Origin of the sequence: Flammeovirga pacifica, from assembly GCF_000807855.2 — a bacterium.
In the GTDB taxonomy this organism is placed as follows: Bacteria; Bacteroidota; Bacteroidia; order Cytophagales; family Flammeovirgaceae; genus Flammeovirga; species Flammeovirga pacifica.
In genome coordinates, this window is record NZ_JRYR02000002.1 from 170,366 (window position 1) to 188,745 (window position 18,380).

The 18,380-nt window shown below is 33.5% G+C and carries 12 protein-coding genes; 6 read left to right on the top strand and 6 right to left on the bottom strand.

Annotation, left to right across the window (positions count from 1 at the left end; translation table 11 throughout):
• Positions 1–130: 130 nt before the first annotated feature.
• The 4 genes from NH26_RS20040 to NH26_RS20055 are packed head-to-tail and all read right to left on the bottom strand — an operon-like array spanning position 131 to position 5,511.
• The gene (locus NH26_RS20040) at positions 131–2,791 is read right to left on the bottom strand and encodes an alpha-L-rhamnosidase-related protein (RefSeq protein WP_044217807.1); all 2,661 of its coding nucleotides are present in this window, start codon (positions 2,789–2,791) and stop codon (positions 131–133) included.
• Positions 2,784–3,353, bottom strand: a complete 570-nt coding sequence (locus tag NH26_RS20045; protein ID WP_044217810.1) for a LutC/YkgG family protein — start codon at positions 3,351–3,353, stop codon at positions 2,784–2,786. Before NH26_RS20045 ends, NH26_RS20040 begins: the two co-directional genes overlap by 8 nt.
• The gene (locus NH26_RS20050) at positions 3,346–4,722 is read right to left on the bottom strand and encodes a LutB/LldF family L-lactate oxidation iron-sulfur protein (protein WP_044217812.1); all 1,377 of its coding nucleotides are present in this window, start codon (positions 4,720–4,722) and stop codon (positions 3,346–3,348) included. The genes NH26_RS20045 and NH26_RS20050 overlap by 8 nt, the downstream gene beginning before the upstream one ends.
• Positions 4,723–4,734: 12 nt before the next feature.
• Positions 4,735–5,511, bottom strand: coding sequence for a (Fe-S)-binding protein (locus NH26_RS20055; RefSeq protein WP_044217816.1), 777 nt, complete (start codon positions 5,509–5,511; stop codon positions 4,735–4,737).
• Positions 5,512–6,051: 540 nt separating this feature from the next.
• Between NH26_RS20055 and NH26_RS20060 the strand changes: the two genes are divergently transcribed.
• On the top strand, positions 6,052–7,104 hold the full coding sequence (locus NH26_RS20060) for a GntR family transcriptional regulator (RefSeq protein WP_044217819.1): 1,053 nt from the start codon (positions 6,052–6,054) through the stop codon (positions 7,102–7,104).
• A gap of 2 nt (positions 7,105–7,106) precedes the next feature.
• On the opposite strand, the gene NH26_RS20065 is transcribed toward NH26_RS20060, so the two are convergent.
• Positions 7,107–7,970 carry an AraC family transcriptional regulator gene (locus tag NH26_RS20065; protein WP_044217821.1) on the bottom strand — a complete coding sequence of 288 codons (864 nt, stop codon included), beginning with the start codon at positions 7,968–7,970 and terminating at the stop codon, positions 7,107–7,109.
• 124 nt (positions 7,971–8,094) lie between these two features.
• On the opposite strand from NH26_RS20065, the gene NH26_RS20070 reads away from it, so the two are divergent.
• Both NH26_RS20070 and NH26_RS20075 read left to right on the top strand, forming a co-directional pair.
• On the top strand, positions 8,095–9,372 hold the full coding sequence (locus NH26_RS20070) for an L-rhamnose isomerase (protein WP_044218149.1): 1,278 nt from the start codon (positions 8,095–8,097) through the stop codon (positions 9,370–9,372).
• A 15-nt stretch (positions 9,373–9,387) separates the two neighbouring features.
• A complete protein-coding gene (locus NH26_RS20075) occupies positions 9,388–10,779 on the top strand; it encodes an FGGY-family carbohydrate kinase (protein WP_044217824.1) in 1,392 nt (463 codons plus the stop codon).
• A gap of 318 nt (positions 10,780–11,097) precedes the next feature.
• Here NH26_RS20075 and NH26_RS20080 read toward each other — a convergent pair whose 3' ends face one another.
• Positions 11,098–12,204: a helix-turn-helix domain-containing protein gene (locus NH26_RS20080; protein WP_044217827.1), complete on the bottom strand. Its 1,107-nt coding sequence runs from the start codon at positions 12,202–12,204 to the stop codon at positions 11,098–11,100.
• A 575-nt stretch (positions 12,205–12,779) separates the two neighbouring features.
• On the opposite strand from NH26_RS20080, the gene NH26_RS20085 reads away from it, so the two are divergent.
• From NH26_RS20085 to NH26_RS20095, 3 genes are read left to right on the top strand one after another with little or no spacing between them, the layout of a single operon-like run.
• Positions 12,780–16,004 carry a choice-of-anchor D domain-containing protein gene (locus NH26_RS20085; protein ID WP_084812294.1) on the top strand — a complete coding sequence of 1,075 codons (3,225 nt, stop codon included), beginning with the start codon at positions 12,780–12,782 and terminating at the stop codon, positions 16,002–16,004.
• A 26-nt stretch (positions 16,005–16,030) separates the two neighbouring features.
• Positions 16,031–17,467 (top strand): sulfatase, encoded by a 1,437-nt coding sequence (locus NH26_RS20090; protein ID WP_044217831.1) that lies wholly within the window; start codon positions 16,031–16,033, stop codon positions 17,465–17,467.
• Entirely contained in the window at positions 17,445–18,380 is a 936-nt protein-coding gene (locus NH26_RS20095) for a DUF4380 domain-containing protein (protein WP_084812295.1), read from the top strand. Before NH26_RS20090 ends, NH26_RS20095 begins: the two co-directional genes overlap by 23 nt.

Consider the following 18,380-nt stretch of genomic DNA (forward strand, 5'->3'; position numbering starts at 1 on the left):
CTAATAATTATTACCTAGAAAGTGTATTAGAAATGATAAGTAGAGGTGATAGTAGACCTTTTTCAAAAGGAAATAATAAAAGGTTGCCCCATTTAAATATAGGGCAACCTTTTAAATTGCTTATCCTTTTTTATATCGATGAAATAGGTTTTACCTTAATCAAACGCATATGGTCTAAAAGAAAATCATTGATATCTACATTCATATTATTATTCCATTCCTCTAAAATAATATCAATTTGATGTTCACCCTTAGTCAAAGGAATAAGCCTTTTGTTACTATAACCCCAAGCAGACCATTCGTGCCAACCTCTTTGAGGGAAGATAAATACCCCTTTATTTTGGTGATCAACATATAAGGTTCGAATACCGCATTTATTATGGCTGTTCCATCTACCACTTCCGTTTGCATATCGAAAATCTATCCAATACTCTCCTTCTTCCTGGACGTTAATTGCAAGGGATACCTTTGTATTTTTATTTTTTGTAAGCTTTAAATACCCTTTACCAGTATAGTTTATACTTGATAGAGTATTTTCTATGGGCTCAAACTCAAAAATTTCAGCAGCGGCATTAACAACAATAGGAGCACAACTAAAACCTTCATCTCCAATTTCATTAATGGCGGTAATCAAATAAGTAGCTGTTTCTTCCGAACTGATTTGATAGTATAATTTAGAAGTAGTATCAATTAGCTGCCCATTTTTATAGACATGATAGGCTGTAGCATTTTCTACCCTTTGCCATGATATTTTTTTCTTCTTGATGGAAGCGATCACTTCATCAGGGGCAAAGACAACATCAGAAATAACTACTTCTGATGAATCAAAGGGAACATTATCTAACTCAATCACAATTTGATGTTTACCTTTTAAATCCGTAGGGATGATAGAAGAGTTTTGTTTTGTCCCATCCAAAGAAAAAGACTTTATTTTATTTCCTGTACCTACTACCGCAATATCAAAAATGCCAGCTCTATACTGAAAGTTTTTCAAACTCTTTTTACCTTTGTATGCTTTCGGAATAGAAGGATTAAATTGCAAGCCTTCAGCCGTAAATTGCATTCCAAAAAAGACTCTGTAGACCATCGAAAGCTGTCCTGCAATACTCCATAACATACGATGAGAATTGACTTCTGTACCTTGATAGTCTCCAGTAGAAGCCACCATATTTTCATAATTGGTTAAGAAGAGAGCCGCTGATCGGTAAATACTTCCCAATCCATGCGAAAGGACCTGTTCGTTACCCGCTTTAGCTACTGCAATATTCCAATAGGACTGTACAAAAGGCCAAATACCGTTGTTATGATAGGGGTGAACCTCATTGGATTCAGGGTAAAAACAAGGAGTTCCAAAAGCAGTTAGAGGTGCGTTGTTAGTTATACTAGAGCGTTGATTTTCATTGGCAATATCAAAAAGTATACATAAGGACTCACCTAGCGTTTCAAACCTTTTAGAAGTAATTCCGTGGTCTCCACCATATGTAAACTGCCCAAAATAACCTTTATCATTTATCCACAATTCCTTTTGGATTGCCTGCTTCAAATTCAAAGCTTTTTCAGCATAATCATTACTATTAATGGATTTGATTTTTTCTATTTGATCTATGATCACTAAGGCTTTAAAATAGAGTGCATTGGTCCCTAGACATTGCGACATGTAAATATCTTTATTGTCCATCCATTTAGGGTAACTTTGTGAACGCCAATCAAGAAAAGAAGATTCTCCCTGGAATAACCCATTTTTGTGATTGAAAACAGTGAGATAATCATCTTCGATAGTGTTTTTAATAATAGGATAAATTTCGTTCAACCATTCCTTATCACCCGTAACCAGATAAACTTCCCAAGCAGCCATAGCCCAAACAATACGATCTGTAGAAACAGGCCAAGCACCCCCCGAACCCGTATCTTGCACAATCCTATCTCTCTTTACTTTTTTACGTAAACTGGTTTTTGCTACCTCCGGTTCTAAATAGGCAAAAGCCAAAAAGATAGAGTAACTAATGTCTCTTGTCCATACACCTGCCCATTTTGCTCCAGTTCTTAATGTAGAATCTTTTTCAATATTAAGAGAGGCCTCTTCCAAGGTCATTTTATAAAGCGCATCAACAATTGGTTGATCAGAATTGTATGCTGGGTATTTAGAAATATCTTCTTTTAAACTCCAAGATGTTCTATGGTAGCTACTTTCATTTTTATACGGATTAAGCGTTAAACTTAACTGATAAATATGTTGTCTTTCAGTAGGTTCAAATTTTAAATCGTAAAACTCTAGGTTGTAATAATTCCATGAAAGGGGAGCTACATTGCCTGCCAAATAGAAAGCTTTGAAATCTTTTTCAGCGATTTTATTTCCATTAGCAGTTTCATAATATCCTTTTTCTTTAAAGGATTGAAACATTGGACTTGCATCCAAATAAAAGGTATAATCATAATTTGTTGGAATGTACTTTTTAGTTTTTCCTGTGGGTGGTTGGTCTGCTTGTCCTAATTTTATGATGTTTGACGATGTATCACTATCAATTGAAAGGTAATGGAATTGTCCATTTGATAGCTCATTGTCTTTTCCATTAATAGAAATTTTAAATTTAAGTAAAGAAGAATAGAGCGTGTCTTTTTTACTGATATAATTACTTTTTAACGTGTTGTTTATTAAAGAGGTAGAGTAATCTCCTTGAATGATTTGATCAGGTTTAACTTCAAATTGAGAATTACTATACAAAGTTTCAGAACTATGCTGACATCCAAAAAGGAACAATCCTAAAACGACGAATAGAGATACTTTATTCATATATAAATACGATTAATGATTTTGAACCATGTGCCCCTTTTACTAAAGATTGTTCGATGTCTGCTGTTTTAGAAGGGCCTGAAATAAACATGCCATATCCATGTTCATGAATAGATATATTAGCGTATGCCTCATGCATATTCCACACTAAATTTCTCTTAGAAATGGCAATTAAAAGATGTTCGCCAATTACAGTTAAAGCTCTATTACTAAGTCGTTCATCAGTTACCCAAATAGCACCATTTTCGGCAACGGCCACTTTCCCATTTAATATGGAGAGTTGTATACTTTCTAATTGCCCATGTTTTAATGTTTTTCGGTAAGGCAATTCAGAAAATTGGGTGAATATTTTTTTTGAATCAAATTCACGTTCCTGAAGATAATATGGAATATCTTCTATGGAATTTCCTTGAATAACTTCTACACCCAAACGCTGAAGCATATCCAAAAAGAAAGCAGTACTATCATAGGAAAGCCCTTCAAAATAAGGGATTCTAGGAAGATGCACCTCTTCCTTTTCAATATTTCTTATCGCATCAATAATGGATGATTTACTACTCATTATTTTTATTCTTTTTATACCAATCTTTAAAAGTGAAATTTGGAGACGGTAGATCTCTATCTTCTGTCCAAGGGTTCAATGCATTATAGGCTAAGACTTTAGGACCTCCCAAGATTTTCTTACCGATGGCACTCATCATTGAGAAAGTCTTTGATTGTCCCATCACTTTGCCGGTCAATTGCATGACGGTCTTTTTCCCTTTTGGTAAATGCCCTTCTTTACCAATAATTTGACGCCATTTATATAGCTGCGTATGAATATCAATTTTCACAGGACAAACATCAGTACAAGATCCACACAAAGTAGAGGCAAACGGCAATGAACTGTATTTTTTAAGGTCTTTCCCAGGGGATAATATAGCTCCTATAGGACCTGGAATACTATAATTATAACTATGCCCCCCACTTCGTCTGTATACAGGGCATGTATTCATACAGGCACCACAACGAATACAGTTTAAAGAAGATTTAAAATCAGGTTTAGCTAATTGATTTGTTCTACCATTATCAACTAAAATAATATGTATCTCTCTACCTTTTTTTGGGCGATGAAAATGTGAGCTATAAGTTGTTATCGGCTGACCTGTCGCACTTCTTGCTAGTAATCTTAAAAAAACGCCTAGATGTTCTTGACTAGGGACTAACTTTTCAATACCCATACAAGCAATATGTACTTTGGCTAGATTCGCTCCCATATCCACATTTCCTTCATTAGTACACACTACAAAACCACCTGTATTTGCCACCGCGAAATTTACCCCGGTAATAGCCGCATCTGCATTCAAGAATTTTGTCCTTAAATGTTTTCTAGCTTCTTGAGTAAGATAAGCAGGGTCTGAAGCACCCTTTTGTGTATGTAAATGTTGATGAAAAAGTGCTCCAACTTCTTCTTTCTTTTTATGGATAGCAGGTAACACAATATGGCTTGGTTTCTCATCAGCTAATTGTACAATTCTTTCACCAAGGTCGGTATCAATTACTTCGATATTTCGTTGTTCTAGAAATGGATTTAAACCACATTCTTCTGTCAACATCGATTTACTTTTGACTACCTTTTTAGCTTGATGATTCTCTAAGATATCAGCGATAATAGTATTGTGTTCTTCTGCATCTTTTGCCCAATGAATATGAATACCATTTTTGAGCGCATTTTTTTCAAATTGTTCTAAATACAAATCCAATTGAGAGAGCGTATGCGCTTTAATTTGAGCTGCCAACTCTCTTAGTTGTTCCCATTCAGGTATTTGATGTGCTGCTTTATCTCTTTTTTCTCTTACAAACCATAACGCTTTGTCGTGCCATGCTACTCTTTTTTTATCCTTATTGAAAGCTTCTGCTCCAACAGGATGAGTACTGTTTCCCTTCTCCATTTTTTATCGTATTTAATGAATATTGGAAGTTTCTAAAATTTCTTTTTCCTCAGGAACCATCACTTTATTAGAAGCTAATATTTCAGCCATATGTATCACTTTAATATTTAGCTTTTGTCTTTTGATAAGTCCTTCTAGATGCATTAAGCAGCTCATATCTCCGGAAGTAATATATTCCGCTCCATTATGTATATAATCGGCTAATCTATCATTTCCCATTTGTACCGAAACGTCTTTTTCAGTCACACTAAATGTCCCGCCGAAACCACAACACTCATCGGCTCTACTGGGAGAAACAAGTTTAATTTTATCAACCAATTTTAATAACTTTTTTTGTTTATCTGGAGCTCTTTTTACTCTTTCAGAGCAGCTTTCTAAACGCATTCCTCTCAGTCCGTGGCAGCTTTTATGCAATGCTACTTTATGTGGGAAAGTGGCATTAATATGCTTTATTTTTATAATATCGAATAGAAATTCTGTAAGATCGTATGTTTTGTCAATCACTTCTTTAGCAGAAGGAAAAATGTTAACACCATGTTCTCTTAAATGGAGAACACAACTTGCAGAAGGGCCGATTACAATGTCGTATTTTTCAAAAGCTTTCTTAAAAACTTTTATGGCGCCAATACTGTCATTTTCACATCCAGAATTGGCCATAGGTTGACCACAACAAGTTTGAGAAATAGGGTATTCCACCTCACCATATTGTTGTAAAAGTTGAAACGTAGAAATACCCACCTGTGGATACAACTGATTAATGTAGCAGGGAATAAATAATCCAATTTTCATTTCGTAAGTATTTAGTCAGTAGTAAAAAAAGTGAAGTCGTAAGTATTCAATAAGTAGATAGTTTTACATTTCTAATGAATAAGAAATGTCTACTTTGATAAATCAATAAGCGAACTGTTATTATTATTATTAAATGTACAGATTAAGAATCAGGTGGGTGTCATGTAATGTCATGCAAAAAGATACATGATATTACGGGTCATTTAACTTTTAAAAATGGAGTAAAATGCAACATCAAATCGTAAAAGTGATGTGTAGCTATTTATAATGATAAGAAAATAAAAAATGTTTTATCTGACGATAGACATCTTTCATTAACACAGTAAAAGCTCATTTATTCATAGTTAATAATGTGATTAATAGTACTGTTACTATTAACAACAAACTTCCTCTAATTAAAAATGAGAAGTGAAGTAGGTTTTCTCTTGATTTCCTACTTCTACTCATTTTACTTCAAATTAATAATTCCGAAGGTTTTAAGGCTGTTATCCTTTCATTTCTACCTGTAGAATATCTATTATCGAATTAAATAATTTGAGTATGGAAAATCTTATAGGTCAACTTCACAAGCAATTAGGAGATGTCAAATGTCAGCATCATCCGAAATATATACAGATTGCAAAGTCTTTTAAAAACCTGATTAATTTGGGGCATCTACAGGCACATGCTAAAATGCCATCAATTAATGATTTGGTGATGGAACTAGAGTTGTCTAAAGACACCGTAGAGAAATCATATTCAATTTTAAAGAGAGAAAGTTATATCCTTACACAAAGAGGCAAAGGTACTTTTGTGAACCACGGTTTTGACATCAATGTGCCCAAGGTACTTTTGATTTTTAATAAAATGAGTGCATCAAAAGAAAAAATATTCAAAGCCTTTTTACAAACATCTGGAGAGCATTTGCAGGTGGATCTTCTTTTGCATAATTACAGTGTGAAAAGCTTAGAGAGAATTATCGATGAACAAGAAAATAACTATAACTACTTCGTTATTATCCCTATTTTTAAAGATGCAAATGAGGAGGAAACTAAAAAAGTGATTGAAAGATTACCAGCATCAAAAACTTTATTATTAAATAAGAAACTACCGACCTTACCCAAATTCCAGAGTGTTTATGAAGATTTTTCTGAAGATATCTATCAAGTATTATCTAAGAATATTGTCAAACTCTTTAAGTATAATCAATTGGAGTTGATAGCACCTAAAGGGGAAAATAGAATCTTTAATCAAATTAGATCGGGATTTGTGAGGTGTTGTTTGCATTATGATATCACTTTTAAAGTGTCAAGTGTATATCAAAATGAGGAATTACATGAAAATACAGCTTATATTTTAGTAGATGATCAAGATTTAGCCACCATTATTTCTGATTGTAGATCAAAAAAATTAAGGATAGGAGAACAAATAGGGCTAATTTCTTATAATGATACTCCCTTAAAAGCGATTTTAGAAGAGGGTATTACTGTGATCACAACCTCTTTTGAAAATATGGGGAAGACCGCTGCTCAACAAATACTACATAAAAAATTGGCTAATCATAAAGTAGATTTTAAAATGATACAGCGAGCATCATTTGTTGGAGTAGAATAACCTTAAAAGCTTTCCTGAAACTTAGTGGGAGTGACACCGGTTTTTTGTTTAAAGAGCCTAGAGAAATAATAGATAGAGTTAAACCCCATTTCAAAAGCCACTTCTTTTACTTTTTTCTGTTGACCAGCTAATAGTTCTTTGGACTTTAAGATTTTTAAGTTTAGATGATATTGTAAAGGAGCCAACCCGGTATATTCCTTAAATGTTTTTCGGAAGTAGGAATAAGAAACATTATTTTCCATGCAAAATTGCTTGAAGTCTATTTCAACATAGAGTTCTTCTTGCATCTTTTGTTTGGCGAGCTCTACGATTTTTTCGCCTTGGCCTAAATCGTTTCTTTTTTTTGTAAACTGAATGATATATCCAATGATTTGTAAGATGATGCCCGCTCCAATTTTTTGAAAACCAATTTCTTGCTTCTGCACACTCTCAAAAAGTTGATGATACAGTTGAGTAATTTTAGAAGATGCCCCTAATAAGATACCTTTAGTTTGATCAAAAGCTTCTTGTTGTTGTACTGTTTCCATCCAATGACCATTAAAGCCAATATAATATTCGGTCCAACCTGTTTTAGTAGAAGGTTGGTATCTATGCCACTCATTTGGTCTAAGAAAAATAAGACTTCCTTTTTTTATCTCATATTGATCTTCTTTCGTCTCAAGAATCCCTTCTCCTTCCACAATATAAAGTAACTGATATTCATGCAGCACACGCCCCTTTTCCCATTTAAAAAAATACCCTGTAGGGTGTTGAGGATCAGGATAGGTAGCGTTAGGATAAGTTTGCGCTTTACCGATCACATGAATATATAAACCCCAGTCTATATCCTCCTCACTTGGTATCAAATAGTTATTAAAATTGTCCATATATCAAATATATAAGTATATAACTAATATTTCAAATATCATTTTGTGCAAATCAATTCTCAATTTGTGTATTTATTGTATTATGTACATTTATTTCCTTTGTAAAAGACAAATTAAAGTAGACATGAGCAATCAGACAATTTTAGAATCGTATAATCTAGCGAAATCTGCCTATGCTAAATTAGGTGTAGACACAGACAAAGTACTAGAACAATTGAATAATCTTTCAATCTCTTTACACTGCTGGCAAACAGATGATGTAGGAGGTTTTGAAACGAAAGCCACATCTATGGGTGGTGGTATTCAAGTGACAGGTAACTATCCAGGCAAAGCCAACAGTATCGAAGAAATGAGAGCTGACTTAGAGAAAGTATTATCACTTCTTCCTGGTAAGCACAAACTAAATCTTCATGCTATTTATGGCGAATTTAACGGAGAGATGGTAGATAGAGATCAAATCGAGGTTAAACACTTCCAAGGTTGGATCGACTGGGCTAAAAAGAACAATGTAGGTATTGATTTTAATGCTTCTTGTTTTTCTCATCCTTATGCTGAAGATGGATTTACTTTATCTAGTAAAGATCCTAAAATTAGAAACTTCTGGATTGAGCATGTAAAAAGATGTAGAGAAATTTCTAACGAAATTGGTAAACAACTTGGTGAACCATGTATCCATAACACTTGGATTCCTGATGGTTCTAAAGATACTTGTGTTGATCGTCTAGGTCATCGTGTATTGTTAAAAGAAGCTTTAGACGAAATCTTAGAGACCAAATATGATACAGCAAATATGAAAGATGCTGTAGAAAGTAAATTATTTGGTATTGGTAGTGAGTCAATGGTAGTAGGTTCTTATGATTTCTACCTTGGTTATGCGATCAAAAATAATACACTTATTTGTTTGGATAATGGTCACTTCCATCCAACAGAGCAAGTAGGTGATAAAATTTCATCAGTATTACAATTTGTTGATGAGATCTTATTACACATGACAAGAGGTGTACGTTGGGATTCTGATCACGTAGTAACGCTAAATGATGAATCTCTTCTTATTGCACAAGAAATTGTTCGTTCAGGAGCAATGGATAAAACATATGTAGGATTAGACTTCTTTGATGCTTCTATCAATAGAATTGGTGCCTATATTTCTGGTTGTCGTTCTGCAAGAAAAGCATTTTTGTTTGCCTTATTAGAGCCAACAGAATTACTTAAATCTTACGAAGATAAAGGCGAAAACTTTGAGAGAATGTTCTTATTAGAGCAAGCTAAAGCACTTCCTTGGGGTGCAGTGTGGGATTACTATTGTTTAAAACAATCTACGTCTCTTGATAGTGATGTAATTGAAGTAGTACAGGATTACGAAAAAACACATCTTTTACACAGAGGTGAAGTTTTAGTATAAACATTCTTAGTAAAGATGAAAGAAGCAATTGCGGTATTTGATATCGGTAAAACAAATAAGAAGTTGTTGGTTTACGACCAACAACTTCAATTGATAGATCACAAAGAAATTAATCTAAGAGAAATAGCTGACGAAGACGGTTTTCCTACTGAGGATCTTGACTTATTAGTTATTTGGATGGTGTCTTCTTTAGTAGAGAAGTTGCAATCACCTGATTACAAGATTATTGCTTTGAATTTTTCTTGCTATGGCGCAAGCATAGTACATTTAGATAAACAAGGAAATAGGGTAGGTTCTTTTTATAATTACTTAAAAAATACTAGCCCAGAATTCTATCATCAGTTATATAATCAGTACGGAGGTGTCGATTTATTTTCTGAAAAGACAGCTTCTCCTGTACTTCAATTTTTGAACTCAGGACTGCAATTGTATTGGTTAAAGCATCATAGGAAAAATATTTGGGAACAGATAAATACTACCTTACACTTTCCTCAATATTTACATTATAAATTTACTAGGAATTTAGCGACAGATATTACATCTGTAGGATGTCATACTTCGTTATGGGATTTTCAGAAAGATGATTATCATGATTGGGTAGGTAAAGAAGAATTATCTTTTCCTCCTATGACAAGTAATTATCATGTTGAAGATGTTGAGCCAGAGATTTCTCAACAATCACTTAAGGTTGGTATTGGTATACATGATAGTACATCTTCTATACAACCTTATATGCACCTAAGTCAAGGTAAACCATTTATTTTGATTTCAACAGGTACATGGGCCATTAATATGAACCCTTCTTTTAAAGGTGAACTAACATTAAATCAATTGGAAAATGATTGTCTTTCTAATATCAATACTGATGGAAGTAAGATTTTATCTTCAAGATTTATGTTAGGTCGTGTACATGATGTGTATTGTGAGAGCATAAGAAAGCATTTCAACGTAAAAGAAGGTTTCTTTAAATATATTCATTTCGATGAGGAATTAACTAAAGAAGCTTGGCGAAAAGTGGATAATGGAGAGCGCATCATCCAGAATTATAAAGCCTATTCTGAAGAAGAAGCGGTTATTCATTTTTCAGCTAACGATACTATTGACTCTATTTATCATCAAATGATGTTAGAGTTGACATTAATAGAAATTGAGCAAGTGAAAGAAATCATGGAAGATGCTATCACTTATGAAAAAATATATATCAGTGGTGGCTTTACAAGGAATAAAATCTTCTGTAAAACAATTGCTACCTATTTTAATGATATTAAAGTAAGTACCTTATCATTAGAAAACACTTCAGCATTAGGAGCTGCATTAATGATCCTTCCAGATCATTGGGACAAGCAACTTAACTGTGAAGAACATGATATAAAAGGCTTTAAAATAGATACAGTTAATACCGTGTAGGTATAATTCATTTCATATTTAGTATACAACCTTACATGTTAGTGTAGGGTTGTTTTTTTTTGTCAAAATAAAGAGCTACAGCTTTTTTTTAATCTTTAATGAGATCCTTTAAACCACGATTTAATCTATTGATCTTATTCTGATGTCTACTATAGAATCAATATGGGAATCTGAATACAACAAGCAAGTATTGGAAGTGAAACTATCTATCATCACCAAAAACAAAAGGCTACTTTACGAATAAAGTAACCTTTCATTTTTAGAGTTATATTTTGATGTTGACACGATGAAGTGTCAATCCTGATAATAATCTAGAGATTAAGACGCCATTTTCTCTTTTAATTGAGAACGATATTGTCTAGGAGTCATGCCTGCATGTTTTTTGAAATTAACATAAAAAACAGATTCTGATCTAAAACCACTATCCACCGCAATAGCGAAGTTGGTCATTTTCTTTTCAGTATCTTCAGCAATTAGAGATTTAGCGTGCTGAACTCTTTTTTCGTTAATGTATTCACTAAATGATTTTCCTAAATGATCATTTAAGAGTTTAGAAAGAAGGTAAGATTGTATTTCTAATTTTTCTGCTAGACCTTTTTCATTCAACTCAGTTTCTAAATGCACTTGATCTACTTCAATTAAGTGATTCAAACGTTCTACGTAATATTTATAGATAGAATTTTCTTCTTGTTTCTCTTCAAGTTTAATTTCGATAGTGTTACCAGAAAATGCTTTAGGATATTTCATCACAAAAAACATAGTCACTAAGATAATGCTACTGTTAAAAATGATGTAGTTAAACTCAATCATTTTTCTGATAATTTCTTGAGTAGGATTTTCAGAAAGCGGCATTACCATAGTATGGTAACTTAGAAGTAATAAAGCAACCCATAAGCTAAGACCAATAAACATCTTCAAAATGTTAGGCCATAATAAGTCTTCTTTTTGCTTATTATTAGCAGAAGCTTTAATCAATTTTAATTGCTTATGAATTTTTACAAAGATAAATCCTTTCCATATCACAATCCCAAATAATAAGGTAAGATGAAAAGCAGATCCAATAAAATGACTAAAAGTAAATGGTTGGAAAGAGGCGATATATGTAATAGAAGTAATTAGTGCAAGTGCTGCGGGTACAAATATCCAAGCTTTCTTTTTAGTAAGTGAATTACCAAATAGTTCTGAAATATACCAGAATATTAAACCTGGCAATAAAAAGTCTAAAACGTCTGATAGAAACATAAACTCAGGCATGCTGTGTTTTAAGTTTGTGAATCTATTTAAATATTGAAGTAATGTATTTACTCCAAGAGTTAAAAAGACTGCAGACAGTATATAGTTAATACGACTTTTTTTGACAAAACTGATTGCAATAGCTGTTAGAGTACTTTGGACAAAAGACCATAAAAAGAGTATAAGAGCCATATGTATTAAGATTGTAATTAAAGTTCATTAAAAAAACAGTTAGTATTGCTTAGTTAGTAAGCAAAAGGACAGATGTAGTTTGTAAAATTCATTTCATAATTAAAGCGTTTAGTGAAGAAAAAAATAAAAAGTTAGACAAATAATAATTAATAGTTGTATCAAAGTGTAATTGGAAACTGAATAAACGTTCTCTTTACATTTATAAAGGTAGGGATAATCCAATAGTAATCAAAGTAGTGTGGATTTGTCAATGACAATAAAAAGGAGTGAAATGCATTTTGTCGAGTAGGTGATCAGTGATGTGTCAATAACTGTGTAGTGTTGGAATCTTCGTTTCTGCGTTGTTATTGAAGGTTATTTGGGTGTTTGATCAGTTTTTTTTGGAAATCCGAAGTTTTGATTATCTATTTAATTTTTTCTCCTATTTTCGAAATTCGATGAAATTTTATTCTTTATTAAAATCAATCTTGTTCTGATTTATAAAATAGAATACAACCTAATTTTCTGTTTATTTTATTTGTGATGTGATCAAACTATTCTAGCAAAGTCATCAATATTAATGAAATGAAATAACCATGAAATATACTTTTTTATACTTATTAATTTTCCAATTTTTTTCGTTGTCTCTATGGGCACAAATTGATATTACTGGAGAGAAAAATAAAGTGACTATTCTACCTGATATGGCAGGGTATAATAACAATACTACTAATTTAGTAGACCCATGGAGTAATCAAGGAAGAAGAAATACTTGGGTAGAAAGTAGCTCCCCACTAATACGTTTTCCTGGTGGAACGGTAAGTTCTTATTGGGACCATAGAAACGAAAGGCTTTTTGGAATGCCCAATGATAATGAAATTGATATTTCTGATGATAACTTAAGGCCATTTGTACAAAGGAAACATGTCATTAATTGGGTGACTACTTTTAGTAGAGGGTCTAATCCTATGACAGATTTGAAACTTTTGTATGATGAAATGAATGGAGAGACAAACGTAATGTTTGTTTTAAATATGATTACACCCGGTGCCGATTATTATGAGAAGCTTTGGGGGAGAGAAATTAATCAAAATCCAGAAAGCGCAGATTGGTGGGCAATGATGGACGATAGGTTTGCCAATGCTATGGCTATCTTGGAGAAGGCAGAAGCCAATGGTATCCCTGTGAAATATGTAGAATTTGGTAATGAATATTTCTTTGGAATGGGTCCATCAGGATCAGGTCATTCTGGTGGAGCAGCAGTAGAACCTTATTCTGCAGGTTCATCTAGCGACCGTTCATTAAGAGGAGCATTTCCTGGTGATGGAGTTAGTTATGCAAGCGCTGTAAACAACTGGTCTAAAAAGCTAAAAGTAAAATATCCTAATATTAGATTAGCTGCCACAGGTTCTGATGCCAATTCTGATAACCCTTCTAGAAGAAATGATTGGAATGAAAAAGTGATTTCAAAATTAGATAGGGAGGTAGTAGATGCTGTTTCTTTTCATATTTATGGAGGTGTTCATGAAGGAGAAGTAAATGGAAGTGGTGCTGACCTTGCTAAAGCTTTAAAATCTCTTGAAGAAGCTTGGGTATATGATAGCTTAAGATCTAAAATGCCTGAAAATATTGAGTATTGGTTTACAGAATATGATGCTTCTAGTAATAAATCTGATGATGGTGAAGGAAGTTGGGGACTTGGTTTAGCAACTTTATTTCAAGCGAATAACTGGATGAAGAACGGCAACCTTGGTTTGTTAGCCTTTCATCAGTTTGCAGATGGAGGAAGTAATGGTAGATTAACAGGTTTTGGTAGAGCTTACGCCATGTATTCATGGGCTTCTAGATTCTGTACCGAGGCAGCAAGACTTACTTTAGATGGAGCCAATGACATTGCAGATGGTATTGCTTCCGTTCATGGTTGGAAGTTCTCAAATAATCCTCAAAAAACAGAAAAGTATTTATTTATCAATTACTCTGGTAGTGAGCAAACGTTACAAATAGATCAAATTGCAGACCTTGTAGGTAGAAATTATCAGATTGCCTCAAGTAATTCATTAGGAAGTACTTCAGAGCCTACATTGGCTAACGGACAAATAGATGGTGCTGTTGCTATGCCTGCATTTAGTATTTTAATTGCAGAAACAGCTCCTGATAATGTATCTGCTACTATCGAAATTCAAATTGAGGGTAAAAAAATCAATAATAATTCAATTATTGAAATAGGTAATCTTACTTTATCTACACAAAAAACCATTGATGTAAGTGTCAGTAATAACGGTCAAGAAGATCTTATTTTAGATGATGCTCTTGTGAATATTACTCAGGATACTGATAATGAAATTAGTTTAAATTTAGATCAATTGACAAAAGTGATTGGTGCAGGAGAGACGAAAACTTTTGCAATCACAATTGATCCGCTTGTAGAAGGGGATAAGAATTATGGTTTCGAAATTCTATCAAATTCTATCAATGCCTCCACTATTAATTTTATACTTAAAGCATTTATTGGTGATGTAGAGTATGGTTATGATTTAATGGTGAATGGTTCTAGTACATCAAATGCTTCAACCATAGATTTAGGTGATTTCACAAATGAGAGTACTGCGATAAAAAGATCAATTGCGATCAAAAACACAGGAAATGAAATCTTGACCATTGATAAAAGAAACGTCATATTAACTGGAGATACCGATTTTACTATTGGGAATGTCCCTGAAAAAATAAATATCGGAATGACGGATTATATCGAATTACTATATAATCCAAATGAATCAGGAGATTTAGCCACTCAATTGGATGTCGTGTTTAATGAAAATGAAGCCGATCCAGTTCAGCTGTCTTTTACTGCAGCTAAAACAGATATTGAATACACATATGTAGTAGAATACAAGTATAACTCTACGGTGCTTGAAAATTCAGCCACAATAGATTTGGGTGAGTTTGATTATAATGGAAATGAAAAGATGGTTTCTATTGAATTGGCGAGTAAAGGAAATGCTCCAATTGTAATTGATCAAAATCAAAGTAAAATTGAAGGAGCATTATACAATATTCAAATTTTACCTACGGAGATTGAACCTGGAAGTAAGAAGATATTGATGGTAAGATTTAGGCCATTAAGTTATGGTGATTATGATGCAAAATTAACAGTGGTTTCTAATGCTGATGAAAACAGCACCATGGTCATCAATCTTACAGCACAAGTCATCAATAAAAATCCGCAATACGAATTACTAGTTGATGACGAGGTTGTTGGTAATACCTACGATTTTGGTGAGTATGCTGCTGCAGCAGCAGTAAGAACTTTTACGATTCATAACAATGGATTTGTAGATGTCGAAATCGAAAAGGTCGAATTTACTGATGGAGATAGCGATGATTTTGAGTTAAATACGGATCAATTAAGGTCTGTTATTGCGGCCTCAGAAGAAACAGAGTTTGATATAACATTTACTCCTGTTGCCCAAGAAGCGGAAGCGGAAGTAAGCATTTATACAAACCAATCTTCTACACCAAAAAGAATTAAGATAAAGGGTACTTACGATCAAGTAACGTCTATTGATAATCAATTAAATAAAATAGATGTATATCCAACAGTATGGAAATCAGGTAGTACGCTACAATTTAAAGTACCTACTGAAAAGATTGGTGTATCATTATTATCAGTCATCGGTGAAGAAGTTTTAAATATTCAAGGAGATATTAAAACTGTTCAAAAAGCTGTAGAAAATATATCTTATAAACTACCTAACGGATTGTACATCATCAAAGTACAATCGGGAGTATCTCACATAGCTAAAAGAATTATCAAACAGTGATAAACCAAAAAAATAACATTACAATTATGAAAAACTTACTGATTGTCTTTTCAGTATTCCTTTCGAGTATTGTCTTTGCACAAAAAGAAAAGCCTAACATTGTCTTTATTTATGCAGATGATTTAGGGTGGTCTGACTTAGGATGTTATGGCAATACGTACCATGAAAGTCCTGCATTAGATGCTTTTGCGAAACAGGGTATTCGTTATACCAATGCGTACGCACCTGCACCTGTTTGTTCACCAGCTCGAGCTGGAGTATTCTCTGGAATGTATCCTGCTAAATTAGGAATTACTGATTGGATGCCAGGACATTGGCGTCCTTATGAGAAAAAGTTAGCAGTAATTAATCGTACACAATACCTTCCGTTGGAGATTGAAACCTTTGGAGAAGCATTAAGAGATGCAGGTTATACAACGGGTTACTATGGGAAATGGCACTTGGGAGATGACCAAGAACATTTTGTGGATAAACAAGGGTTTGATCAAGTAGTAATGTACCAAGGAGGTGGAAGACATTATCAATTGTCGGATAAGTTCTACCCTAAACAAGAAATTGATGATGAAGTATACTTAACGGATGCTCTTACCCAATATTCTTGTGACTTTTTAGAAAGAAACAAAGACGAGCAATTCCTTTTAGTAATTTCTCACTTTGCCGTTCATATTCCGTTACAAGCACCCGATAGTATTGTAAAGCATTTTGAAGAAAAACCAAAGACAGAAGAAGTGAACAACCCTTTGTATGGAGGTATGATCAAATCTTTGGATAGTAATATCAAAGTGGTTTTAGATAAATTGGATGAACTTGGGTTATCAGACAATACTTTTGTTGTTTTTTATAGTGATAATGGAGGTTTACATCAACCTTACGATCTTAAGTATTTACAATATTGTGGGAACATGCCTGTTACTTCAAACGCTCCTTTAAGAGGGGAGAAAGGAAACTTATTTGAGGGAGGCGTTCGTGTACCTATGATTGCGAGATGGCCTGGTAAAATTCCTCAAAATATAGTATCTGATGCACCAGTAAATGGTATTGATTTATTCCCTACTTTCCTAGAGTTAGCAGGTGTGGATCAAGGTAAAAGACCTTTAGATGGTCTAAGTTTAGTAGAAACTTTCAAAGGAGAAAACACTTTTGTAACTAGGGCTCTTTATTGGCATTACCCTGTTTTTCATCATGGAGATCCTACTTCTTCGATGAGACAAGGTGATTATAAATTGATCAAAAATTATGTTACCGAAGAGGTAGAATTGTATAATTTGACAGAGGACTTAGGAGAGACAGTCAATCTATCTTCTAAAGAAAGTAAGCAAACGAAGAAGATGTTGAAATCATTAGATCATCATCTTAAAAAAATGAAAGCTGATTTACCTACAGACAACCCAAATTTCAATCCTGAAAAGAGAGAAGAATGGGGTGTACATCCTGATAAACATGGAAAGAAAGCCAATAAATAAAATTATAGCCTTTTTTATCTTTTTAATGATGCCTCAGGTAGTTCTCTTAGCACAAGAAACGATACAAAGTGGTTCGTCTAAAGTAGTCATCGATGTAAATAAAGGAGGTAGAGTACATCAATTATTTTTTGGTGATCATCCTTTGATTTTTGATGGACATGAAGAGTTAGCAGGTTCAGTTTGGTGGCCTGCACCTCAGACGTTATGGGGATGGCCGCCTCCTAAAGAATTGGATATCGAAGCCTATCATTTAAAAGAAAAGACACCTTCTAAAGTGGTGGTAGAAAGTAAGGAATGCAGCGCTTTAGGATTACAACTCACTAAAGAATATCAACTTATTACTGAGCATCATTTTCAAGTAAAATATCATGCTAAGAATGTAAGTGATAAAAGTGTAGAGTTCGGACACTGGGAGGTTTCTAGAGTACCAAAAGAAGGTCGAGTGATCGTAAAAGTGGAAAGTCGATTTGATGATAATATTCCATTAGCGAATGATAAATACCTCTATTTTGATCACAGCTCTTTTGATAAAATCTATTCTAAAGAAATGAAGGCAATAGATTTTTATGTAAAAGAATCGGACCTAGAGTTACCTTATAAAAACAAAAACAAGCTGTTTGTAGATAGCGAAGGGTGGGTAGCTTATGTAAAAGATACTACCGTTTTTATCAAGATAATCAAGAACGAAAATATTAAAAAAATAACACCATCTCAAGGTGAAGTGGAAATCTATGTCTCTCCAATTTTACCAATGGTAGAAATCGAAGAGCATTCCGCTTATCAAAAAGTAAAACCAAAAGAAACCTCAACTTGGAAAGTAGACTGGTTGATGTATCAAATTTCAGAAGAAGACAAAGCAAATGTATTGGAATGGATAGAAGGGAAGATCAAAGACTTTAAAGCAATTAATTAG

What these genes read in the sequence shown, in the direction of transcription:
- NH26_RS20040 (WP_044217807.1), bottom strand. Translation starts at nt 2,791, where the DNA reads ATGAATAAAGTATCTCTATTCGTCGTTTTAGGATTGTTCCTTTTTGGA.
- NH26_RS20045 (WP_044217810.1), bottom strand. Translation starts at nt 3,353, where the DNA reads ATGAGTAGTAAATCATCCATTATTGATGCGATAAGAAATATTGAAAAG.
- NH26_RS20050 (WP_044217812.1), bottom strand. Translation starts at nt 4,722, where the DNA reads ATGGAGAAGGGAAACAGTACTCATCCTGTTGGAGCAGAAGCTTTCAAT.
- NH26_RS20055 (WP_044217816.1), bottom strand. Translation starts at nt 5,511, where the DNA reads ATGAAAATTGGATTATTTATTCCCTGCTACATTAATCAGTTGTATCCA.
- NH26_RS20060 (WP_044217819.1), top strand. Translation starts at nt 6,052, where the DNA reads ATGGAAAATCTTATAGGTCAACTTCACAAGCAATTAGGAGATGTCAAA.
- NH26_RS20065 (WP_044217821.1), bottom strand. Translation starts at nt 7,970, where the DNA reads ATGGACAATTTTAATAACTATTTGATACCAAGTGAGGAGGATATAGAC.
- NH26_RS20070 (WP_044218149.1), top strand. Translation starts at nt 8,095, where the DNA reads ATGAGCAATCAGACAATTTTAGAATCGTATAATCTAGCGAAATCTGCC.
- NH26_RS20075 (WP_044217824.1), top strand. Translation starts at nt 9,388, where the DNA reads ATGAAAGAAGCAATTGCGGTATTTGATATCGGTAAAACAAATAAGAAG.
- NH26_RS20080 (WP_044217827.1), bottom strand. Translation starts at nt 12,204, where the DNA reads ATGGCTCTTATACTCTTTTTATGGTCTTTTGTCCAAAGTACTCTAACA.
- NH26_RS20085 (WP_084812294.1), top strand. Translation starts at nt 12,780, where the DNA reads ATGAAATATACTTTTTTATACTTATTAATTTTCCAATTTTTTTCGTTG.
- NH26_RS20090 (WP_044217831.1), top strand. Translation starts at nt 16,031, where the DNA reads ATGAAAAACTTACTGATTGTCTTTTCAGTATTCCTTTCGAGTATTGTC.
- NH26_RS20095 (WP_084812295.1), top strand. Translation starts at nt 17,445, where the DNA reads ATGGAAAGAAAGCCAATAAATAAAATTATAGCCTTTTTTATCTTTTTA.